An 18215-nucleotide genomic window follows, 5' to 3' on the forward strand; every position below is an offset into this window, starting at 1 on the left:
TGTCAGAGATTCCAAAAAAAATTCCAATAAATTTTCACTGGGCAAATTCTCATAGGCAAAACATTCCCTTACATGTGGCCCCAATGGGCCTCCTAGGGACTCTCCAATGAGAACACCAATGTGATTAATTAACTGGCCGAAGTATTTTGATACATGAAAAAGACATCTCTTATTCTCCCTAATAAGTATTTTACTCCAGTATTTTATTTTCAACAAAACACTGAAATATTAAATACATCCACCGATACGATGGTTATCAAATAATCTCTTTCTCGAGGACCCCGTATGTCTCTATGCTTATCTCTTCTCTTATTTCTCTCTCTTGCGACTCTGTCTTCATGTTCAACCATCAGTAAAAAAGACTGCTTCAAAGATATGAAAGAGCTTGGTCTTCAACAAGGAAGACAAGGCTCACCTGTAAAATACACGGACGACCTCAGAAACGTATGCATGGGACGAAACCCAAGCATTGATCTAGAAGCTTATGAAAAAGGATTTTATCAAGGATGGATGGAGTACTGTCTTCCCAACCGCGCCTTTGAAATGGGGAAACGCTCTGATCGCTACTTCAGCTTCTGTCCGGCAGAACGCGAGAGTATGTTCAGAGAAAAATACCTCATTGGAAAACACGTCTTTGAATTAAAAGATGAAGAAGAAGAATTAAAAGAGCGCTTGGAAGAATTGAAACCAACCATCACAACAAACTCTGCCGACAGCGACGAGTACCACAAAATCCAAAAAGGACTGGAAAAACTAAGAAGTGAAATCCAGGCCCTGGAAATTGAAGGGGCTAAAAATACGTTTAAATTTCGTTAATCTACTCTGAAAAGAGCAAACTTCAAGTAACGAAGCTCTTCCATCGCCAATGGGTATGGATGGTCAAAAGGCTGTCCGCCCAGATAAACGAGTGTCCCTCTTTTTCTTGTTTTAGAAAAAGACTCGCGGCAGATATCTAGGAATTGGTCTGTTGAGATATGGCTTGAGCAAGAGCTGGCCGCGAAGAACCCATTGCCTTTAACCAGCTTAAGTGAGTTGGCAAAAACTTTGGTGTAAGCAGCTGTCGCAGTCTCCACAGCTTTTTGATTGGGAGCAAAGCTTGGTGGATCGGTAATGACCAGGTCCCATTTCTGTTTGCTCTTAATTTGTTCATCGATAAAAAGAAAAGCATCATCGGCCACAGCATTGTGCTTAGTCTTCAGGTCGTTGACTTCAAAGTTTCTTTTTGAAGCTTCAATCGCTGCTTTAGCAATATCCACGCTGGTCACTTCACTCGCTCCCCCATGGGCAGCAAATATAGAAAATCCCCCAGTGTAACTAAAAAGATTCAGGACGCTCTTGTTGTGAGAGAACTGAGAGATGAGTTTTCTGTTGTCTCGTTGATCAAGAAAGAAACCAGTCTTGGCAGCATCGCGAATATTGCTGGCAAAAAAACTTCCATTTTCTTTAAAGATAACTTCTGGCTGAAGGGTTCCAACAATATCGATTCCCTTAACCTCTTCATCATTTCTTCTTTTGTAGTAAACATTTTTAATAAACGGCATTTCGCTTTGAAGCTTCTCTGCGATCCCCGCATGATTATAAAAGCGCTCCATCACCGGGTGGTCGTGTTTAATCACGGCCGTGTGGTCATAAACGTCAATGATAAGTCCTGGCATCCCATCGCCTTCACCGTTAACCAGTCTAAAGCTATTGGTCGCTTCACTTCTAAAGTGCTGACGGATCATGATGGCGCGGGATAATTGGATTTCACTCCAGTGAGTAATTGTGTGGGTGATGTTATTTAAACGAACATAAGGCTCTTCACAAAGGCACAGAAGTCTAAAGCGAAGCTGAGTGTCGGCCTGAACCAGACCGATGGCGACCGAGTCTTTGCGCGATTTTAAAACCGCAAGTCCTGTTGGAGTTTTTCCATCAAAGCAGTCAGCAAAGATCCATCTGTGTCCACGCAGAAGGTGTTTATTCACATCGCGGATCAGTTGAATTTCTGGGATGGCACTGTCTGGAACATTCACTAAAGGAGTCTTAGTCACGGGCTTTCCTTATATACAAAAATAATGAGTCTTCTTCTTAGTCTAAAACACGACCTACGGCAACCAATGGTCTTTTAAAAGACCGTTCAGCGACGACAAATATTATCACCGAAGGCCTCAGTTGGCAGTTTTAAAGCATCTCTGAGTCGCCTCAAAGTGGACCTAACTCACCAATAATTAAAGGTTTTAAAATTAAGGATCGTAGATCTGAGTGCTGACTACAGACGTACATAAAAACTACACACGAATCGGCAGCCCCCACTGCCATTCAACCGAAGAATGAAAAGCCTGTGATCTATGATTATGTGGATTATAGGGCCTTCCTTTCGGACTCTCTGGCGCACATCCAGACAAACAACTCAATGAACTACACTGTGGTGAATACCTTTCACTCACAATTTTTAGATAAAGCAAAAGAAACTCTTAGCGAAGACGCCTACACAAACCGCTCTGCAAGCTGTGTAGTCCTGGCAACAGATAAAGAAAACTTCGACAAAATCAGAGAAGAAGTTAAGGCATTCAGAGAGCATATTATGAACAAGTATGCCACTAACAATGCCAAAGTTGACTGCGTATTAAACTTAGGAATTCAGTTAAACCATATTACGACTTTAGAATAATTATTAGGAGCACACACATGAAAACAACATATCCGCCTTCTTTTAAGAATCCTGCTGCGAATGCGCTTGAGCTTAAAACACTGAAAGCTAGAAGGAATGTAATTTTTTAAAAGTTCATGGGGTTCTCCTTTTTTTCCAAAAATATATAAACGTGTTCGTTGTTGTGTTCGTAATGAAACTTAATACAATTCCAAATCAGTCTCAATTGAGACCCTACTGGGTGTAATTTTTCTAGCCTACTGTAGTCAGCACTGCATGTCCCTTGCCGAAGGTAAAAATGATAAATAATGAATAGTTAGGGGGCTTTTTAGTGTTCACTAGGGAATCGTAAATTAGACATGTACCTAAATTCTAGACAGCATTTGGGCAAAAAAAAAGGCCCTTCCGAAGAGGGCCTTTTTATTAACAACCAGTAACTCTTTTATGAATATTTGAAAGATTAAAGGCACCTTTGTGCCAGTCCATGTTGTACCACTTAAGAGTTTTTTCTAACTCCGTCATATGAGGAATTTTCTTTTCATTGAAGTTCGTAGGAAGAATCCCCTTCGAAGCGTAAGCAAATGTCCAGAATACTCCCGGGTAAATTAACATTGGTCCAGTGAATGACTTAACTACCGGGTAAACAGAACGAAGATTGTCGTAGAACGACTTAATCCCGTACTCGTCATAGAATGGGTTTTCAGTTTGGGCCATCATGATTCCGTTTTCAGTCAGGGCCTCATACACGTGAGAGTAAAACTCTTTTGTGAACAATCCAGCAGCGAAATCCTCAGGGTCAGTTGAGTCGATGATAATGACATCAAAGAAGTTTTTGTGATTCTTGATATACTCAACACCGTCTTGTGGAAGAACGTTTACACGCTTATCCGCTAACCCAGATGTACAATCAGGGAAGTATTTTTTTGAAACTTCGATCACGCGCTCATCGATTTCCACCAGGTCAATTCTTTCGATTTCCGGGTGTTTTACGTACTCGCGAACAATCCCACCGTCACCACCACCGATGATCAGGACGTTTTTAATTCCAGGGTGAACCATTGATGGGATGTGTCCCATTACTTCGTGGTAAACGAATTCATCGTGGTCACTGACCATCGTTTTTCCATCGAGAAGTAGCAGGCGTCCAACACCGTGCGTGTCCAAGACGTCGATCTTCTGGTACTGGCTTTTTTCCGAGTGCAAAATGGATTTTATTTTGAAAGAAGTGGCCACATTCTTATGGAAATAGCGCTCAGAATACCAATCTTTTTCAATCAGCAGTTCATTTGGGTTTTTTTCATTAATTTCAGTGGTCATAACTCTCCAATATTGTGTTTTATCTCTGTTAAGAGATAAAGATTCCATTTGTCACAAGGGGCAAACTGTGACACATAGATAGTTCGTGAAATTTAAATACGCAATACTTTTTTTAATAGGAAATTAGCGCAATGTTTGAGTCAAAATTAGCTCCCGGGCAAGCAGTTAAATTATCTGGTTTTAACAATCTGACTAAGATTTTAAGTTTCAATCTTTATGATTTTTGCATCGCTCTTGATGAAGAGCAAAGAGCAGAATACGTAAAGTATATTCACGATAAATACAGTGCAAAGAAAATCGAAAAAATCGCTGAGAGAATCGTTGAGATCATCGAAGCTAATATCTTAGCTGTTTCAATCCAGGACTATGATCCAGTTGGAGCTTCAACGATGACGTTAATGTCTGACATCAAGGGCGGCGGAGAGCCGATTCCAGTTTCAGTAAAAGCGCATTTAGATAAATCGCACATCACGTCTCACACATACCCGGACGCTTCAGACCCTAACGGGATCTGCACATTCCGCGTGGACCTTGACGTGGCCACTTGTGGAGAGATCATTCCACTAAACGCTATCAACTACCTATTCGAAGCTTTCGAATGCGACGTTGTCTATGTTGACTACGTAGTCCGCGGATACACTCGTCTGGAAAACGGTAAAAAAATCTACAACGATCAGAAGTTCAACTCGATTCAGGAATTCATTAAACCGGAAATCAAAGAGCAATTCCAATTCGCTTCAGATATCAACATGCCACAATCAAACATCTGGCAGTCGAAATTCATGGTTAAGGAACTTCCAGCAGCGAATTACCTTCTGCACCCGGAAGACGCTAATCATCCAGACGTTCCAGCAAAAATGGAACTTCTAAGAAAAGAGATGATCGAAGTTTACCACATGATCCACTAAGGATTTTACACCCCAGAGGTAAGGAGTCTATTCATGACAAAAAATCTCTGGGGAACCAATGCCACTCAATTTTTCTTTGAACTTAATCCCGATCTCGTCCTAGACACTGTTGAAAAACTTGGTTTCAGAACCACTGGCCGCGTCCTCACTATGAACTCGATGGAAAACCGCGTGTACGAAGTTGAGATCGAAAGCGATTCAGATAATCCAAGTGATCACTCAAAAATTATTAAATTCTATCGCCCAGGAAGATGGTCAAAGGAACAAATCCAGGAAGAGCATGATTTCCTTTTAGATCTAAAAGAATTCGAAGTTCCCGTTATCGCTCCAATTGAGTTTGATGAGAAAACTCTCTTCACTCTCCCTGAGCCTGAACTCTTCTACACTCTCTTTCCAAAACAAGGTGGGCGTGCTCCCGATGAATTCACCGATGAAGAAATCGAACAAGTCGGAAGACTTTTAGCGCGACTTCACAATGTCGGAAGCATGAAGAAGGCCAAACACCGCCTTCACCTGACTCCCGAAGTGTACTTAAAATCCAACCTGGACTTCTTAGTCGGACAAAAGATCGTTCCATCTCACCTGGAGATGAGTTACAAAACGGTTTTAGAGACCATTTATAACCTTACAAAAGACTCTTTTAAAAATATCACGACTCAAAGGATTCATGGCGACTGCCACCTTGGAAACATCCTCAAGCGTGGCGATGTCTTTAACTTAATCGACTTTGACGATATGGTGGTTGGCCCTGCTGTTCAGGATATGTGGCTGCTTCTTCCAGGGCGAGACGACTACGCTAACAATCTTCGCAATAAACTGCTTGAAGGTTATACGTCGATGAGAGACTTTAACTATGAAGAGTTAAGACTGACGGAAGTGCTACGAACACTTAGAATGATTAATTACTCTGCATGGATTGCAAAACGTTTTGACGATCCGGCCTTCAAAAATGCCTTTCCGTTCTTTGAATCGCCTACTTACTGGGAAGGACAAATAAGTGATCTTCGCGAGCAGATTTACTATTTAGAAAACCTGTCGCGAAGCCACGACTACGAATAATTAATTTAAAATCGATTCAGCGTCTTGAAGAAGAGCAACTAGTGCCTCTTCATCAGATAGTTCAACATTAAAAGCTTGAATATTTTTGATTTTTTCAGCTAAGAAGGCCGACATTTTTCCAGACGAATCGGGATTCGCGATATGCTAGCAATATAAGGAAACACTATGCGGATTTTCGCACAATCTCATGACGAGATTAGTAAATCACTTCCTGAACTCTCGGGATAGCACTCATAAACTCTGCTCTGTGCGAGCTGTCCTGCAAAAAGACACCTGAAAGCTTCGATGTTCTCGTCATTGACGTCACATCTTTAATCCCTCTGGTCTTTACGCACGCGTGCATTGCATCTGTTACAACAGCGACATTTTGAGTTTCAAGAATCTCTACTAACGCCTGGTGGATTTGTAGAGTTAAACGCTCTTGAATTTGAGGGCGTTTCGAAAAGTAATCAACAATGCGGTTAAGTTTTGAAAGCCCTAGAACTTTTTTGTTCGGGATATATGCGATGTGAGTTTTTCCGATAATAGGAACAAAGTGGTGCTCGCAGTGAGAGTTAGTCACGATATTGATTTCCATTACCGGGTGATCGTATTCAAACTTGTTGTCGACCACAGTGATCTTTGGGAATGAAGATGATTCAAGTCCGTAGAACACTTCATCAACGTACATCTTCGCTACACGGTGAGGTGTTTCTTTTAGTGAGTCATCGTTAAGGTCAAGTCCTAACGTCTCCATAATCTCAGTGAAAAGAGCTGTAATCTTTTCTTTTTTCTCTGCCGCCGTAAGATCGTTGGCAATCATTGGAGTGGGAGTGACTTTCTTTAAAATTTTCTTTGGGTCAATCATAATAGTTTCCTATACGGCAGCAAAGCCGCTCTTATCTTCTTCGTAAAGGCCTGAGTTCTTTTCATTCTCTCTCGTCTCTACTCTAAAGCAGTAAACACGGCCGCCTGTTTTTTTATCTAAGTATTCATTCATTTTTTTGTGAAGAAATTTTGATGTCCCTTCCATTCCCACACTCTCAAGCACGCGTAGTTTTACGATGCCCTTTTTATGCATTTCTTCAAAGAGAGGAAGCTCTGGATCGTCTGCGTTTGCCAAGAACGTGTGGTCGAAAGTGTCGTCCAAGAAAGACTTAAATTCTTTGAATCCACCGAAGTCCATCACCCAGCCTTTCTCATCAAGAGTCTTGGCCTTAAACCAAAACGAGAACTCGCGAGAGTAACCGTGAACAAAACGGCAGTGTCCTTCATCACGCCATTGGCGGTGAGTACAGGGATAACCTGTAAATCTTTTGGTTGAAATATACATTGAATACCTTCTAGCTAGCTTTTAAATTCAAGTGCTTGATATGTACCATCGAAGTTAATGACATACAAGAGACCATGAATTTTCGACTCATTTTCAAAACTCACTGGAAGTTTCAGAGAGTCCATTAAGGCATCTAAAAGTAAGCGCTGATCATTGATCTTGATCATGCCTAAGAAACTGCGCTCTGTTGTGGTTAAGCAACCCGAGCTTGGAATCATTGGAAAATACGGGCTAAAAGGATTCTTGTTGACCCTGCCTGTGCCATGAATTCTAAAGAGGCTTCGGCCAAGTTCACGTCCAACAAGCGACGGGGCCCACCAAAGACTAGACCTTTGGGACTTAGGCAAGAACTGTTTAATGTTCTCTTCACCCGGTGAACTCTTTAAAAAGTTCACGATAAGCCTTCTATTTTTCCCGAACTCATACTCCTTATTGGCCTCAGGCATAACTGAGTCGACACTGTAGACTCCACAAGGAGTGGCCCCATTAGAGTGATTAAAAGGCAGTCCTCTTCCTGAAGTCGCCAGCACTCTCACCGACCACAGGTCACCATTTTCCTTAGTGTAGAAATGACCGTCGGCCTTTCTGATAAAGAGACGTCCAGGTTTACTTCTATCGTTTGAAAATAAAGCAAATAAAGACAGCTGGTGAGTCTTGTAATCGAGAAGCTCTTGCACTTCTTTGCTCGTCAAGACTTCACTCTTTAAAGCATCAAGAAAGAGTTTATATTCGTGAGGAAAGCGCGCGCTTAAGCTCGCTAAAAACTCAGGAGATAAATGCTCTCTGAAACTTAGAAGATGAAAAACTTGTTTGCTGGTTAGATCAGTAAGGGTTGTAGTGAATTCGTCCAGGGTTCCCTGCATCGTATGAAACATGAGGGATTCTTCAAAACTTAAACTTCCCCAATCCAAAGACTGGGGAAGTTCATAAGACCTTCCTCTTTTATTTCCAAATAAATAAGGGAGGAAGGTCTTAAGATAAGTCATAGTTATTCAATTGTTGTTAAGTTTAAAGAAGCAAGGAGTACTAGGAAAAGTTCTTGAGTCCTGAGGGAGCATACATCGTATGTGACCGAGGAGCGAAAGGACTTTGACGACGTAATCCGCCGCTTATTTAAGCTTAATGGTGGTGTCCGCCTGGTCCGTGTACATGCCCGTGAGCTAGTTCTTCTGCACTTGCGTCTCTGATTTCTTTTACAGTAACGTCGAAGTGAAGTTCAACACCAGCTAGTGGGTGGTTCCCGTCTACAGTCACAGTTTCGCCATCAATTTTTGTTACAGAAACGATTAGCTCACCTTGCTCAGTTTCAACTTCAAACTGCATTCCCACTTCTAGGCCTTCTGAAGCTTCGAATTGTGAACGAGGAACTTGTTGGCAAAGAGATTCATTTCTTTCACCGTAACCGTCTTTCGCTGCGATTGTTACTTTAATATTGTCACCGGCATTTTTACCTTCAAGTTCTTTTTCAAGACCTGGAATTAGGTTACCAATCCCCTGGATGTAGTAAAGTGGTCCGTGGTTGGCCGAAGAATCGATCACAGCACCTTTTGCGTCTGTTAGTTTATAGTCGATTGCGACGACTTTGTTTTTTTGAACTTGCATAAAATCCCCGTATTGTTAGTTCTGCTAGTGGCCTAACTTATCATTTCTTTCTAGTGATGTCTAAAATAACTACCGGCTCCACAGGCACGTCTTCGTAAGGAGCACGCACCGTTGTTTTTACGGCCTTGATCTGATTCACTACCGGCATACCACTCGTAACCTTTCCGAAAACGGCGTATCCGTAGCCAGCATCATTCTTTGCGCGGTGATCAAGAAAAGCGTTGTCTGCCACATTGATAAAAAATTGAGCCGTTGCACTATCTACGATCTGAGTTCTTGCCATTGCCAGAGTTCCCACTTCGTTTTTAAGTCCATTGTCGGCCTCGTTTTTAATCGGAGCTCCCGTGCTTTTTTCTTTCATGTCTTTATCAAATCCCCCACCTTGGATCATGAATCCATCGATGACTCTGTGGAAGATAGTTCCTTTGTAGTGACCCTTGTCTACGTAGCTCAGGAAATTTTTAACTGTAACAGGAGCTTTGTCTTCGAAAAGCTCAGCAACGATCTCCCCTTTTGATGTCTTGATAACGATCTTCGGGTTAGCGGCAAAAGCGCTTACGCTTGCCAGAGTGAAAAGAGCTGCAAGTAACATTTTCATTTTTACCTCGGTGTAAATTTTTTAAGAAACTGTTCGTATTTTTCTTTATCTAACGGATCCAATCCATTTAAGTGCATTTCAAGATATTTAACAGAGTCATTGCCCCAGAACATTTCGCCATCCACCACGAAACTTGGAACCCCAAAAATTTCTCTTTGAAGAGCGCGCTCATTGTTGGCCTTTAATTCAATGCGGGCATTTTTGCTTTCCATTCTCTCAATCAGCTCATCACTGTAGAGATTATTTTCTTTTAAAACGTTTTTTAAAATATCATCGCTTCCGATATCTAAACCGTGCTCCCACCCAGCTCTATAAATAGCATCGATGACCTCTTTTTGTTTGTCCCCTGCTGAGGTTTTAAGCGCGAGTCTTAGAGCGTACAGCGAGTTAAAAGGAAGTTGTGCCGGTGTAGTAAACGGAACGTTATTGAGTTTTGTAAAACGAAGTAGGTCTTTAAAAAGATAATTTCTTTTTGGTTCAATCTGCGCCGGCCCCTTTGTGTCGTAGGCAGCGATAATCCCTGGCATTGAAACTGGAATGAACTCGAAGTCATAAGACTGACTTCTCACCCAAGTCCAGGCAACGTAAGAATACGGAGAAAGAAAATCAAAATAGAATTCTATCTTTTTCATTATTAGCTTTCCGATTTTTTCTTATCTAAGTAGTACTGGTAACCAGTTTCAAAAACCCTGATCCCGCCCTTATCAACTTCGAAGACACGGTTTGATAGTCCATGTAAAAAGTGACGGTCATGGGAGACGTACATTACCGTTCCTTCAAAATCTTTAAGCGCTTTTAAAAGCACGTCACGAGACTTTAAGTCCAAGTGGTTGGTTGGCTCATCCAGGATTAGAAGATTGTTATTGCTCGACATAAGCGTCGCCAGAACAACTCTCGATTTCTCTCCCCCTGAAAGAACTTTAATTTTCTTTTCAACATCATCACCACGGAACAAGAAAGCTGCTAAAAGGTTTCTGATGTATCCGTTTGAAGAATGTGGAAGACGACTTGAAATTTCTTCAAGCACAGTATTTTCCGGGTTTAATAAATCTAGTGAGAACTGTGAGAAGTATCCCGCTTGGATTGAAGGCCCTAGAGCGCTTTCGCCTCCAGATGCTTCCGTTAAACCACAAATAACTTTTAAGAGTGTCGACTTACCGGCACCGTTAACCCCGACAACCGCAATTTTATCTAAACGATTAACTGTTGCTGTTAGTCCTGAGAAAACTTTATGAGGAGTCCCATCGTCGCGAGTCCATGTCTTGGCAAGATTTTTCATCGTCACGACATCGTTACTTCCGCGCGGAGGAACCGGGAAAGTAAAATCCATGACAACGTCTTCAGGTGGAAGCTCTACGCGCTCGATCTTATCAATCTTCTTTACGCGAGACTGTACCTGAGCGGCGTGAGAAGCACGGGCCGCGAACTTAGCGATAAACTCTTCTTCTTTTTGCAGCATCGCCTGTTGAGATTCATACTGAGCAATCTGCTGAACTTTTCTAATTTCTTTTTCTTTTTCGTAGTAATCGTAATCACCAGTAAACGTCGTGATTGTTTTGTTGGCCACTTCGATAATTCTGTTAACAATCCCGTTCATGAAGTCACGGTCGTGGGAAGTCATAAGAACGGCGCCCTTATAATCTTTTAACCATTGCTCCAGCCACACGATACTTTCAAGGTCGAGGTAGTTGGTAGGCTCATCCATTAGCATAACGTCTGGTTGCTGAATAAGAACTTTTGCCAGGGCGATCCTCATTCTCCATCCACCAGAGAATAATCCAACATCGCGGTCATGGTCGTAAGGCATAACCCCAAGACCTGTGATGATTTCTTTTGCACGAGTATCTAAATCGTAACCACCAAGTTTTTCAAACTCAGTCTGGTAGTCACCCAATTGAATGAGAACTTTTTCCATTTCATCTGGATCAAGGTCTGTTTCCAGCATTTTTTCAATTTTTCTCATCTCAGAAGCTAACTCAGAGGCCTTCGCCGATCCGCTCATAACTTCTTCAATAACAGTGCGCCCTTTCATTTCTCCAATATTCTGAGAGAAATAGGCCACGCGGACTTTATCTGGAACAGTAATCGAGCCCCCTTCAAAGCCCTCTTCTTTCATCAGAATTCTAAAAACAGTCGTTTTACCAGCACCATTGGGCCCAACTAAACCAACTTTATCGCCTGGACGCAGGATAAATGAGGCATTGTCGTAAAGAACTTGCCCACCATAGTGTTTAGAAACGTTATTGAAACTGATCATTGAAGCTTTCCTATTGTAAATTTTGACGTTCACTCTACCAGAGGCACTCAGGGTTTGGCATCAGTTATCTCTCGATGACGCTCCGAGCGCCAATAGCAATTTACTCTGGTAAAGGATGATAAGAAAGATTCTATTCGAACCTTGAATTTCCTATGAATTTCTCTAAACTATTCACATGGAATTTACTCCCCTTCGCATTTCGACAGTTAAGCCTCTAAGAGATCTCACTTTTGATCTTTATATTTTTTTTAAGGAGCACTACCTTTGCTACGCTAAACGTGGCGAGCAGCTCTCTGAAGATAAATTTCAAAAGCTTAAAACGCAAAAGATTGCCAAGTTCTTTATCACTGAACAGGATGAAGTGAATTACCAAAAATTCCTCGACGCTCTTTTAGATGAAACGTTGTCTAATCCAAAAGTCGACCTGGAAGAAAAAGTAAACATGGCCGAAGGAGCTGCCAGCTCTGCGGTTGAAAGAATGCAGAAGAACCCGACGGAAAGTGCTTACCGCGCCACTGAAAAAGCGGCCAAAAGCTTGCGCCAGGTTATCACTGGAAACCCGGATACGTTAAAGAAAATTTTCGGGAAAAAAGTTGAAAAGAACGAAGAAATTATCAAACACTCACTTAATGTTTGTGCCCTTGCGGTCAAACTTGCTGAAGTCAAAAGATGTACAGAGCAAGAAATGGATGACCTGGGTACAGCGGCACTGATCCACGACATAGGGCTTACGACTTTTAACAAAGACGATATTCAGCTTTTCTATAAGCCTAAGAAGTTTTTAAGCAATGATGACAAACGCGTGTACTATCTTCACTGCAAAGACGCTGCCAATATTTTAAAAGAAAAGCCATTTGTGACTCCGGCCATTCTTGAACTGGTGATGAATCATGAAGAAGTAGCGAGTGGACTTGGACCAAATAAAAAGAAAAAACTCACTCTTCAAGAAGAGATCATCTCGTTGGTTAACAACTACGACAAGCGCACGATCACCAACAAAACCTCTCCTGCTCAGACCCTAAAAGACATGATGATTGATGAGTTAGGAAACTATGAACTGAATCTTTTAAATGATTTCAAGAAAGTCCTCCAGACTGAAGGACTTCTCGAATAGTTTTTTGGTTTAGAAAATCACTCTGAGAGAATCTAAGACGACTTCCGCTTCATCGTAGGCCTTTGTCAGCACTTCAATTTGCGAAGCAATCGCTTCAATCTCTTCATTTCTAACGACAGGATTTTTCGCTTTTAATTTTAATAAGCGTGTCTTCTCTGCATCCAGGTGAGCAATCATGTTTTCTTTGTATTTCTTTTTAAGTTCTGCAGCTTCCTGTAGAGCATGGTCATGAGCGCTCTTTAGCACCTTCTGAACCGCGGCCTTTGGAAGTCCCTTTGCTTTTCTGGCCGTCTCAATGTCGGCGCCAGTGATCTTTTCATCAATGTCCGATTTTTCAAACTTCGCTGAAAAATTCTCCCCAGTCGAATCAACCAGGATACGAATCGGTGTCGGCGGAAAAAACCTCTCAGGGCTCAAACTCTTTGGAGCAATGGCCTGAAGTTTAAAGAACGTTTCAATAAAAGTTTTACTCTGCCCTGACTTCTTTCTCATCATCACACTCACGTTTCCAAAAGTGTTGCTCAAAATAAGATCAATCACCCCGACAACCATCGGATGATCCCAGGTTAAAAACTCCACATCTTCGCGGCGAAGAGCTGTTTTTCTCTCGTAAGTAATCCTGATACCGTCCACTGGTAAACCAGGGAAATACGGCACGTACATATTGTCACTTGGCCTGATAAAGAAGACACCGTCATCTAAATCTTCAATGTCGACACCTAATTCCTGGAAAACATCGTTCATGTAGTTAATCAGGTTTGACTCTTCATCAAACTTCTTCACCTCACCAACTAAGGTCTTGGCCTCTTCTTCTTTAAAAGAGTTAAGTTCAACTAAAATATCGCGCCCTTCTTCCAATTTATGAGAAACTTCTTTAAACTCACGCGCCGTATTTTCCAAAAATTCCTGAAGAACTTGTGGGTCTTTAAAACACAGCTCTGGTTTATTCAAGTACTCTTCCAGGAGCGATTGCAGCTGCTGGTGAACAATGCTCGCCCCTTTTGCCGAATGAACAAACGCATCCAGTCCGGTGTGGAACCATTGGTATAAAATTTCATCATATGAGCTGACAATATAAGGGACGTGTAAGTGGATATCGCTGTCTTGACCGATACGATCCAGACGACCAATTCTCTGCTCTAATAAATCCGGGTAAAGCGGAAGATCAAAAAGCACTAAGTGGTGAGCGAATTCGAAGTTGCGCCCTTCACTTCCGATCTCTGTACATAAAAGCAGATTGGCCCCCTGTGGATCGGCGAAATAAGCGGCCTGGCGATCGCGCGCAACAAATGAAAGCCCCGAGTGAAACACACCCACATTCATGGCCGGAAAGCGGTCTTTTAAAAGTTTTTCCAGACAGAGAACTTTCGTTTTTGATTTAGTGATTAAAAGGATTTTTTCTCCCTGGTGACGTCCTAAAAACTCCGTCAGCCAGTCGAGTTTCATATCAAATGAAGGTCCGATAGTTTCTTCATCTTCCAGTCCAAGGTGGTGAGTTTTTTTACTCTCCAACGGATAAGCATGCAGAATTCTCTTTGGGAAAAAAGAGAAGTGCTTACTCATTCTGGTTCTGGTGTTTCTAAAAAAGATTCTTCCCGGGCCGTGAAGATCCTGAAGCTCTTTTAGTTTCACTTCACTTTCAGTATCACCTTTTTTCAAAAGCTCGCGAGCGGTTTTGGCCACCTCTTCATAGTGCGCTGTCTCTTCTAGAAACTTTTTATAATCGTAAAAACGATCCGGGTCTAAAAGTTTAAGTCTGGCAAAGTGTCCTTCCATCCCCAGCTGTTCAGGTGTCGCTGTTAACAACAGAAGCCCTGATGATTTTTTCGCAATGGCCTCAACAATTTTATACTCAGCAGAAGCATTCTCCTGCGACCATTTTAACTGATGAGCTTCATCGACGACCATGATGTCCCAGGTCGCTTCACTCATCATTCTGCGGGCCATTTCAGCACCTTTCAGAAGACCAATATTAACGATAACAAAGTCATTGTCAGTAAATGGGTTGGTGTTTGGCTCTAGGTGAGTCTCCTGATTGAGTGTCGTAAAAGTTAAGTTGAACTTTCTTAGCATCTCAATAAACCACTGGTAGACCAGTGAATCGGGAACCAGAATTAAAGCGCGTTTGACTCTTTCAGATAAAATCAAATGATGAAGCGCCAGACCTGCTTCAATCGTTTTCCCGAGCCCTACTTCGTCTGCTAAAAGCACGCGCGGGATAGGTCTATCGGCAATCTGATCGGCCACATAAAACTGGTGAGGAATGAGATTCATTCTTCCACCAACAAATCCTCTGACCCTCGATTGAGTCAGGCGGTTTTTGTTCCATAGTGTTTTGAAACGAAGTTCAAACAGCCCTGGAGCATCGGCGTTTCCGTTAAAGAGACGGTCTTCCGGCTTATTGAAACTCAAAGAGTCTGAAAGCTCTCTTTCATCGTATGTTTCGCTTGCTGATTGGTAAGCAATGATGCCTTCGCGGTCAACGACAGCGTCGACAGTAATTTTTTGTCCTGATCTTAAAGTGATTTCGTCACCTACAGCAAAAACCACGCGCTTAATGGGCGCACCTTTTGATCCGTACACTCTTTCAGTTTTAGCTGCGAGAAAAGAAATTTTTAGGGTCTTGGATTCAACAGTCGATAGAATCCCAAGTCCCAGTTCTGGCTCAGTTTCGCTCATAAAGCGCTGGCCTGGAATGAGATTGCTCACAATTAATGTCCTTTGAATTTTAAATTACTGATTGATTCGATAAATGGCGATCGCTAGTCCCACCACAATCATTCCCAGGATAATGTAAATACGATTCTTTCCCAGTTCTTTTTCATCTTGAGTAAGACCTTTGGCCTTTTTTACGCTCTTCTTTGACATGACTAATGCACTCCAAACATATCTTTAATAAAATCGCGAACACCTTTAGTTGATTTTATCTTATATAGGTCAAAAGCATAAGAATCATCGTGAGAAAAATTTTCTGCCTCCATAAAGGGGTCCATCCCCTCCTGGATATTGGATTCAGATTTGAGTTTAGAGACCATTTCGTTATTGTCGCGGACGATTTGACGTGCGCGCTCGACAGCAATTCTAGCTGATTCGTATTTAGGCAGGAAATCCTGAGAAATCATTTGTTCGTTTTCCATCTTTTACCCGGTGTGTTGATAAAAAAATAGTGTATCCGACAGTATTACTCCCCTAAAAAAGCATCCGTCCATAAAAGTTTTTGGATCAGAGCAATATCTCTGTGAAATTTCGAATGAAAAACCACTGACTTTTTCTTTCATTCAGTCTAAAAAGAGATTTCTTACAAAATGAGGAATTTCTTATGATTATTTGCCAGAATGTCGGACTTCGTTACGGGGCCAGAAAATTATTTGATGAAGTGGATATCAAGTTCACTCCAGGAAACTGTTATGGTCTTATCGGTGCTAATGGTGCCGGAAAATCGACGTTCTTAAAAATCTTATCAGGTGAAATCCCAAGTACATCTGGACATGTTTTCATCACTCCAGGGCAACGTCTTTCAATCCTAAAACAGGATCACTTTCTTTACGAAGACATCGAAGTTCTAAAAGTTGTTATCATGGGTAACAAAGTTTTAATGGATGTGATGGAAGAAAAAGACGCTCTTTACGCTAAAGAAGATTTTTCTGATGCTGACGGATTAAGAGCAGCTGAACTTGAAGCGCTCTTTGGTGAAATGAACGGATGGGAAGCCGAATCTGAAGCGGCCACGCTTCTTTCTGGTCTTGGTATCAAAGAAGAACTTCTCTCTAAAAAAATGTCTGAACTAAACGGTGGCGAAAAAGTTAAGGTTCTCCTTGCTCAGGCCCTATTTGGTAAACCTGATATTCTTCTTCTGGATGAGCCTACCAACCACTTGGATATGAAAGCGATCCACTGGCTAGAGAATTTCTTAGCGACATTTGAAAACACAGTTATCGTTGTTTCCCATGACCGTCACTTCCTGAACAAGGTGTGTACCCACATGGCCGACATCGATTTCGGAAAAATTAAAATTTACACTGGTAACTACGATTTCTGGTACCAGTCTTCTCAATTGGCCATGACTTTAAAGTCGAACCAGAACAAAAAGACTGAAGAGAAAATGCAGGAACTTCGCGACTTCATCGCCCGCTTCTCTGCCAATGCTTCAAAATCAAAACAAGCGACATCAAGACAAAAGATGCTTGATAAAATCACGCTTGAAGATATTCAACCTTCAACGAGAAAATACCCATTTGTTTCTTTCAAAGCGAAGAAAGAGATTGGTAAAGATGTTCTTACAGTTGAAAAACTTTCTAAGTCTCTTGATGGAAAAGTTTTATTTAAAAACATTTCTTTCCAGGTAAGAAAAACAGACAAGATCGTCCTTCTTGGAAGCGACCAGGCCTGTTCAGCTCTAATGGACGTTCTGGTTGGAGTTTCTAAGCCTGACTCTGGACAAATCAATTGGGGTGTTACCGCTCAAAAATCATACTTCCCTGCAGACAACACTGAGTTCTTCGCCGACGGCAGAAACAACCTGGTAGACTGGTTACGCGATTTCTCGGAAGACAAAGACGAATCATTCGTCAGAGGATTCCTTGGACGTATGCTTTTTACGGGTGAAGAAAGCCAGAAGAAAATAAACGTTTTATCAGGTGGAGAAAAAGTCCGCATGATGCTTTCAAAGATGATGCTTGAAGCACCCAACGTCTTAATCATGGACGGTCCAACTAACCACCTTGACCTTGAAAGTATCACGTCAGTGAACGAAGGCCTAAAGAAGTGGGACTCGACTTTAATTTTCGCCTGCCACGACCACGAGTTCGTGCAGACGGTTGCAAATAGAATTATTGATATTCAACCAGACGGATCAATCATCGACGTGGAAAAATCGTTTGATGAATACTTGGGGCTTAATGATTAAACCTGACTACTTTGAAATTAGACAGATTAGTCCAGACGATAAAATCCCTATACAGGCGGGATTGCAGTTGCTCTCGCCTGAATCAATCCGCCAGCGCTTCTTTGCCAACAAAACAGAGTTCTCAGAGGCCGAGTTAAAATTTTTAACTGAGGTCGATCAGGTTAATCACCTGGCCTACGTTGCCGTTCACCACAAAGGTGACAATCTTTTGCCTGCAGGGGTTATCCGCGCAGTCAAACCAAGTATCGACTCTACGTCTGCCGAAATCGGCATCGTTATTGTTGATTGTTATCAGGGTCAAGGCATTGGCACAAAACTCTTTGATACTATTGCACAACAGGCCCTTAAAGTGGGGATCACTCAATTTTATGGTGACTATCATGTGAGTAACCTTAAAATGACTAAACTCCTTGAGAAGTTTTCAAAAAAACACCATCCGATGATGATAAAACACACCCACGATGGATTTATTTATTTTGAAGCTCCGTTAAAAAACTGATAAACTTTGACACA

Annotated in this window: 19 protein-coding genes; 7 read left to right on the forward strand and 12 right to left on the reverse strand. The window is 41.8% G+C overall.

The annotated features are described in order from the left end of the window. The first annotated feature begins 285 nt into the window (after positions 1-285). Positions 286-816: a DUF2799 domain-containing protein gene (locus ACN20O_RS02595; RefSeq protein WP_491636926.1), complete on the forward strand. Its 531-nt coding sequence runs from the start codon at positions 286-288 to the stop codon at positions 814-816. On the opposite strand, the gene ACN20O_RS02600 is transcribed toward ACN20O_RS02595, so the two are convergent. Next, positions 813-2030, reverse strand: coding sequence for a class I SAM-dependent rRNA methyltransferase (locus tag ACN20O_RS02600; RefSeq protein ID WP_491636928.1), 1218 nt, complete (start codon positions 2028-2030; stop codon positions 813-815). The genes ACN20O_RS02595 and ACN20O_RS02600 overlap by 4 nt on opposite strands. A gap of 290 nt (positions 2031-2320) precedes the next feature. Here ACN20O_RS02600 and ACN20O_RS02605 point away from each other — a divergent pair, with 290 nt between their 5' ends. Continuing rightward, on the forward strand, positions 2321-2650 hold the full coding sequence (locus tag ACN20O_RS02605) for a DUF4423 domain-containing protein (RefSeq protein ID WP_491636930.1): 330 nt from the start codon (positions 2321-2323) through the stop codon (positions 2648-2650). A 402-nt stretch (positions 2651-3052) separates the two neighbouring features. Here ACN20O_RS02605 and speE read toward each other — a convergent pair whose 3' ends face one another. Continuing rightward, positions 3053-3946: a polyamine aminopropyltransferase gene (gene speE, locus ACN20O_RS02610; protein ID WP_491636932.1), complete on the reverse strand. Its 894-nt coding sequence runs from the start codon at positions 3944-3946 to the stop codon at positions 3053-3055. 131 nt (positions 3947-4077) lie between these two features. Here speE and speD point away from each other — a divergent pair, with 131 nt between their 5' ends. Continuing rightward, positions 4078-4854 carry an adenosylmethionine decarboxylase gene (gene speD, locus ACN20O_RS02615; RefSeq protein WP_491636934.1) on the forward strand — a complete coding sequence of 259 codons (777 nt, stop codon included), beginning with the start codon at positions 4078-4080 and terminating at the stop codon, positions 4852-4854. 33 nt (positions 4855-4887) lie between these two features. Further along, a complete protein-coding gene (locus ACN20O_RS02620; protein ID WP_491636937.1) occupies positions 4888-5913 on the forward strand; it encodes a serine/threonine protein kinase in 1026 nt (341 codons plus the stop codon). A gap of 196 nt (positions 5914-6109) precedes the next feature. Here ACN20O_RS02620 and folE read toward each other — a convergent pair whose 3' ends face one another. From folE to ACN20O_RS02655, 7 genes are all read right to left on the reverse strand, one after another. Then, the gene (gene folE, locus ACN20O_RS02625; protein ID WP_491636939.1) at positions 6110-6760 is read right to left on the reverse strand and encodes a GTP cyclohydrolase I FolE; all 651 of its coding nucleotides are present in this window, start codon (positions 6758-6760) and stop codon (positions 6110-6112) included. 9 nt (positions 6761-6769) lie between these two features. Further along, on the reverse strand, positions 6770-7225 hold the full coding sequence (locus tag ACN20O_RS02630) for a 6-pyruvoyl trahydropterin synthase family protein (protein WP_491636941.1): 456 nt from the start codon (positions 7223-7225) through the stop codon (positions 6770-6772). A 14-nt stretch (positions 7226-7239) separates the two neighbouring features. Continuing rightward, complete coding sequence (locus ACN20O_RS02635) at positions 7240-8100, reverse strand: hypothetical protein (protein WP_491636943.1); 861 nt, start codon at positions 8098-8100, stop codon at positions 7240-7242. Between the two features lie 244 nt (positions 8101-8344). Next, positions 8345-8827, reverse strand: coding sequence for an FKBP-type peptidyl-prolyl cis-trans isomerase (locus tag ACN20O_RS02640; protein WP_491636945.1), 483 nt, complete (start codon positions 8825-8827; stop codon positions 8345-8347). 40 nt (positions 8828-8867) lie between these two features. Beyond that, positions 8868-9425, reverse strand: coding sequence for a peptidylprolyl isomerase (locus tag ACN20O_RS02645; RefSeq protein ID WP_491636947.1), 558 nt, complete (start codon positions 9423-9425; stop codon positions 8868-8870). 2 nt (positions 9426-9427) lie between these two features. Then, positions 9428-10057, reverse strand: coding sequence for a 2-hydroxychromene-2-carboxylate isomerase (locus ACN20O_RS02650; RefSeq protein ID WP_491636949.1), 630 nt, complete (start codon positions 10055-10057; stop codon positions 9428-9430). 2 nt (positions 10058-10059) lie between these two features. Next, the gene (locus ACN20O_RS02655) at positions 10060-11682 is read right to left on the reverse strand and encodes an ABC-F family ATP-binding cassette domain-containing protein (RefSeq protein ID WP_491636952.1); all 1623 of its coding nucleotides are present in this window, start codon (positions 11680-11682) and stop codon (positions 10060-10062) included. Between the two features lie 175 nt (positions 11683-11857). On the opposite strand from ACN20O_RS02655, the gene ACN20O_RS02660 reads away from it, so the two are divergent. Then, the gene (locus tag ACN20O_RS02660) at positions 11858-12796 is read left to right on the forward strand and encodes an HD-GYP domain-containing protein (protein ID WP_491636954.1); all 939 of its coding nucleotides are present in this window, start codon (positions 11858-11860) and stop codon (positions 12794-12796) included. Positions 12797-12805: 9 nt separating this feature from the next. On the opposite strand, the gene ACN20O_RS02665 is transcribed toward ACN20O_RS02660, so the two are convergent. Genes ACN20O_RS02665 through ACN20O_RS02675 form a run of 3 tightly spaced genes read right to left on the reverse strand, consistent with a single transcriptional unit; the run spans position 12806 to position 15933 of the window. Beyond that, on the reverse strand, positions 12806-15505 hold the full coding sequence (locus ACN20O_RS02665) for an SNF2-related protein (RefSeq protein WP_491636956.1): 2700 nt from the start codon (positions 15503-15505) through the stop codon (positions 12806-12808). A gap of 24 nt (positions 15506-15529) precedes the next feature. Beyond that, a complete protein-coding gene (locus ACN20O_RS02670; RefSeq protein ID WP_491636958.1) occupies positions 15530-15664 on the reverse strand; it encodes a hypothetical protein in 135 nt (44 codons plus the stop codon). A 2-nt stretch (positions 15665-15666) separates the two neighbouring features. Continuing rightward, entirely contained in the window at positions 15667-15933 is a 267-nt protein-coding gene (locus ACN20O_RS02675) for a hypothetical protein (protein ID WP_491636960.1), read from the reverse strand. Between the two features lie 182 nt (positions 15934-16115). Between ACN20O_RS02675 and ACN20O_RS02680 the strand changes: the two genes are divergently transcribed. Further along, complete coding sequence (locus tag ACN20O_RS02680; RefSeq protein ID WP_491636962.1) at positions 16116-17702, forward strand: ABC-F family ATP-binding cassette domain-containing protein; 1587 nt, start codon at positions 16116-16118, stop codon at positions 17700-17702. Next, the gene (locus ACN20O_RS02685) at positions 17695-18201 is read left to right on the forward strand and encodes a GNAT family N-acetyltransferase (protein ID WP_491636964.1); all 507 of its coding nucleotides are present in this window, start codon (positions 17695-17697) and stop codon (positions 18199-18201) included. The genes ACN20O_RS02680 and ACN20O_RS02685 overlap by 8 nt, the downstream gene beginning before the upstream one ends. Positions 18202-18215: the final 14 nt, after the last annotated feature.

The sequence above is a fragment of the Bacteriovorax sp. As-1 genome (assembly GCF_058446905.1).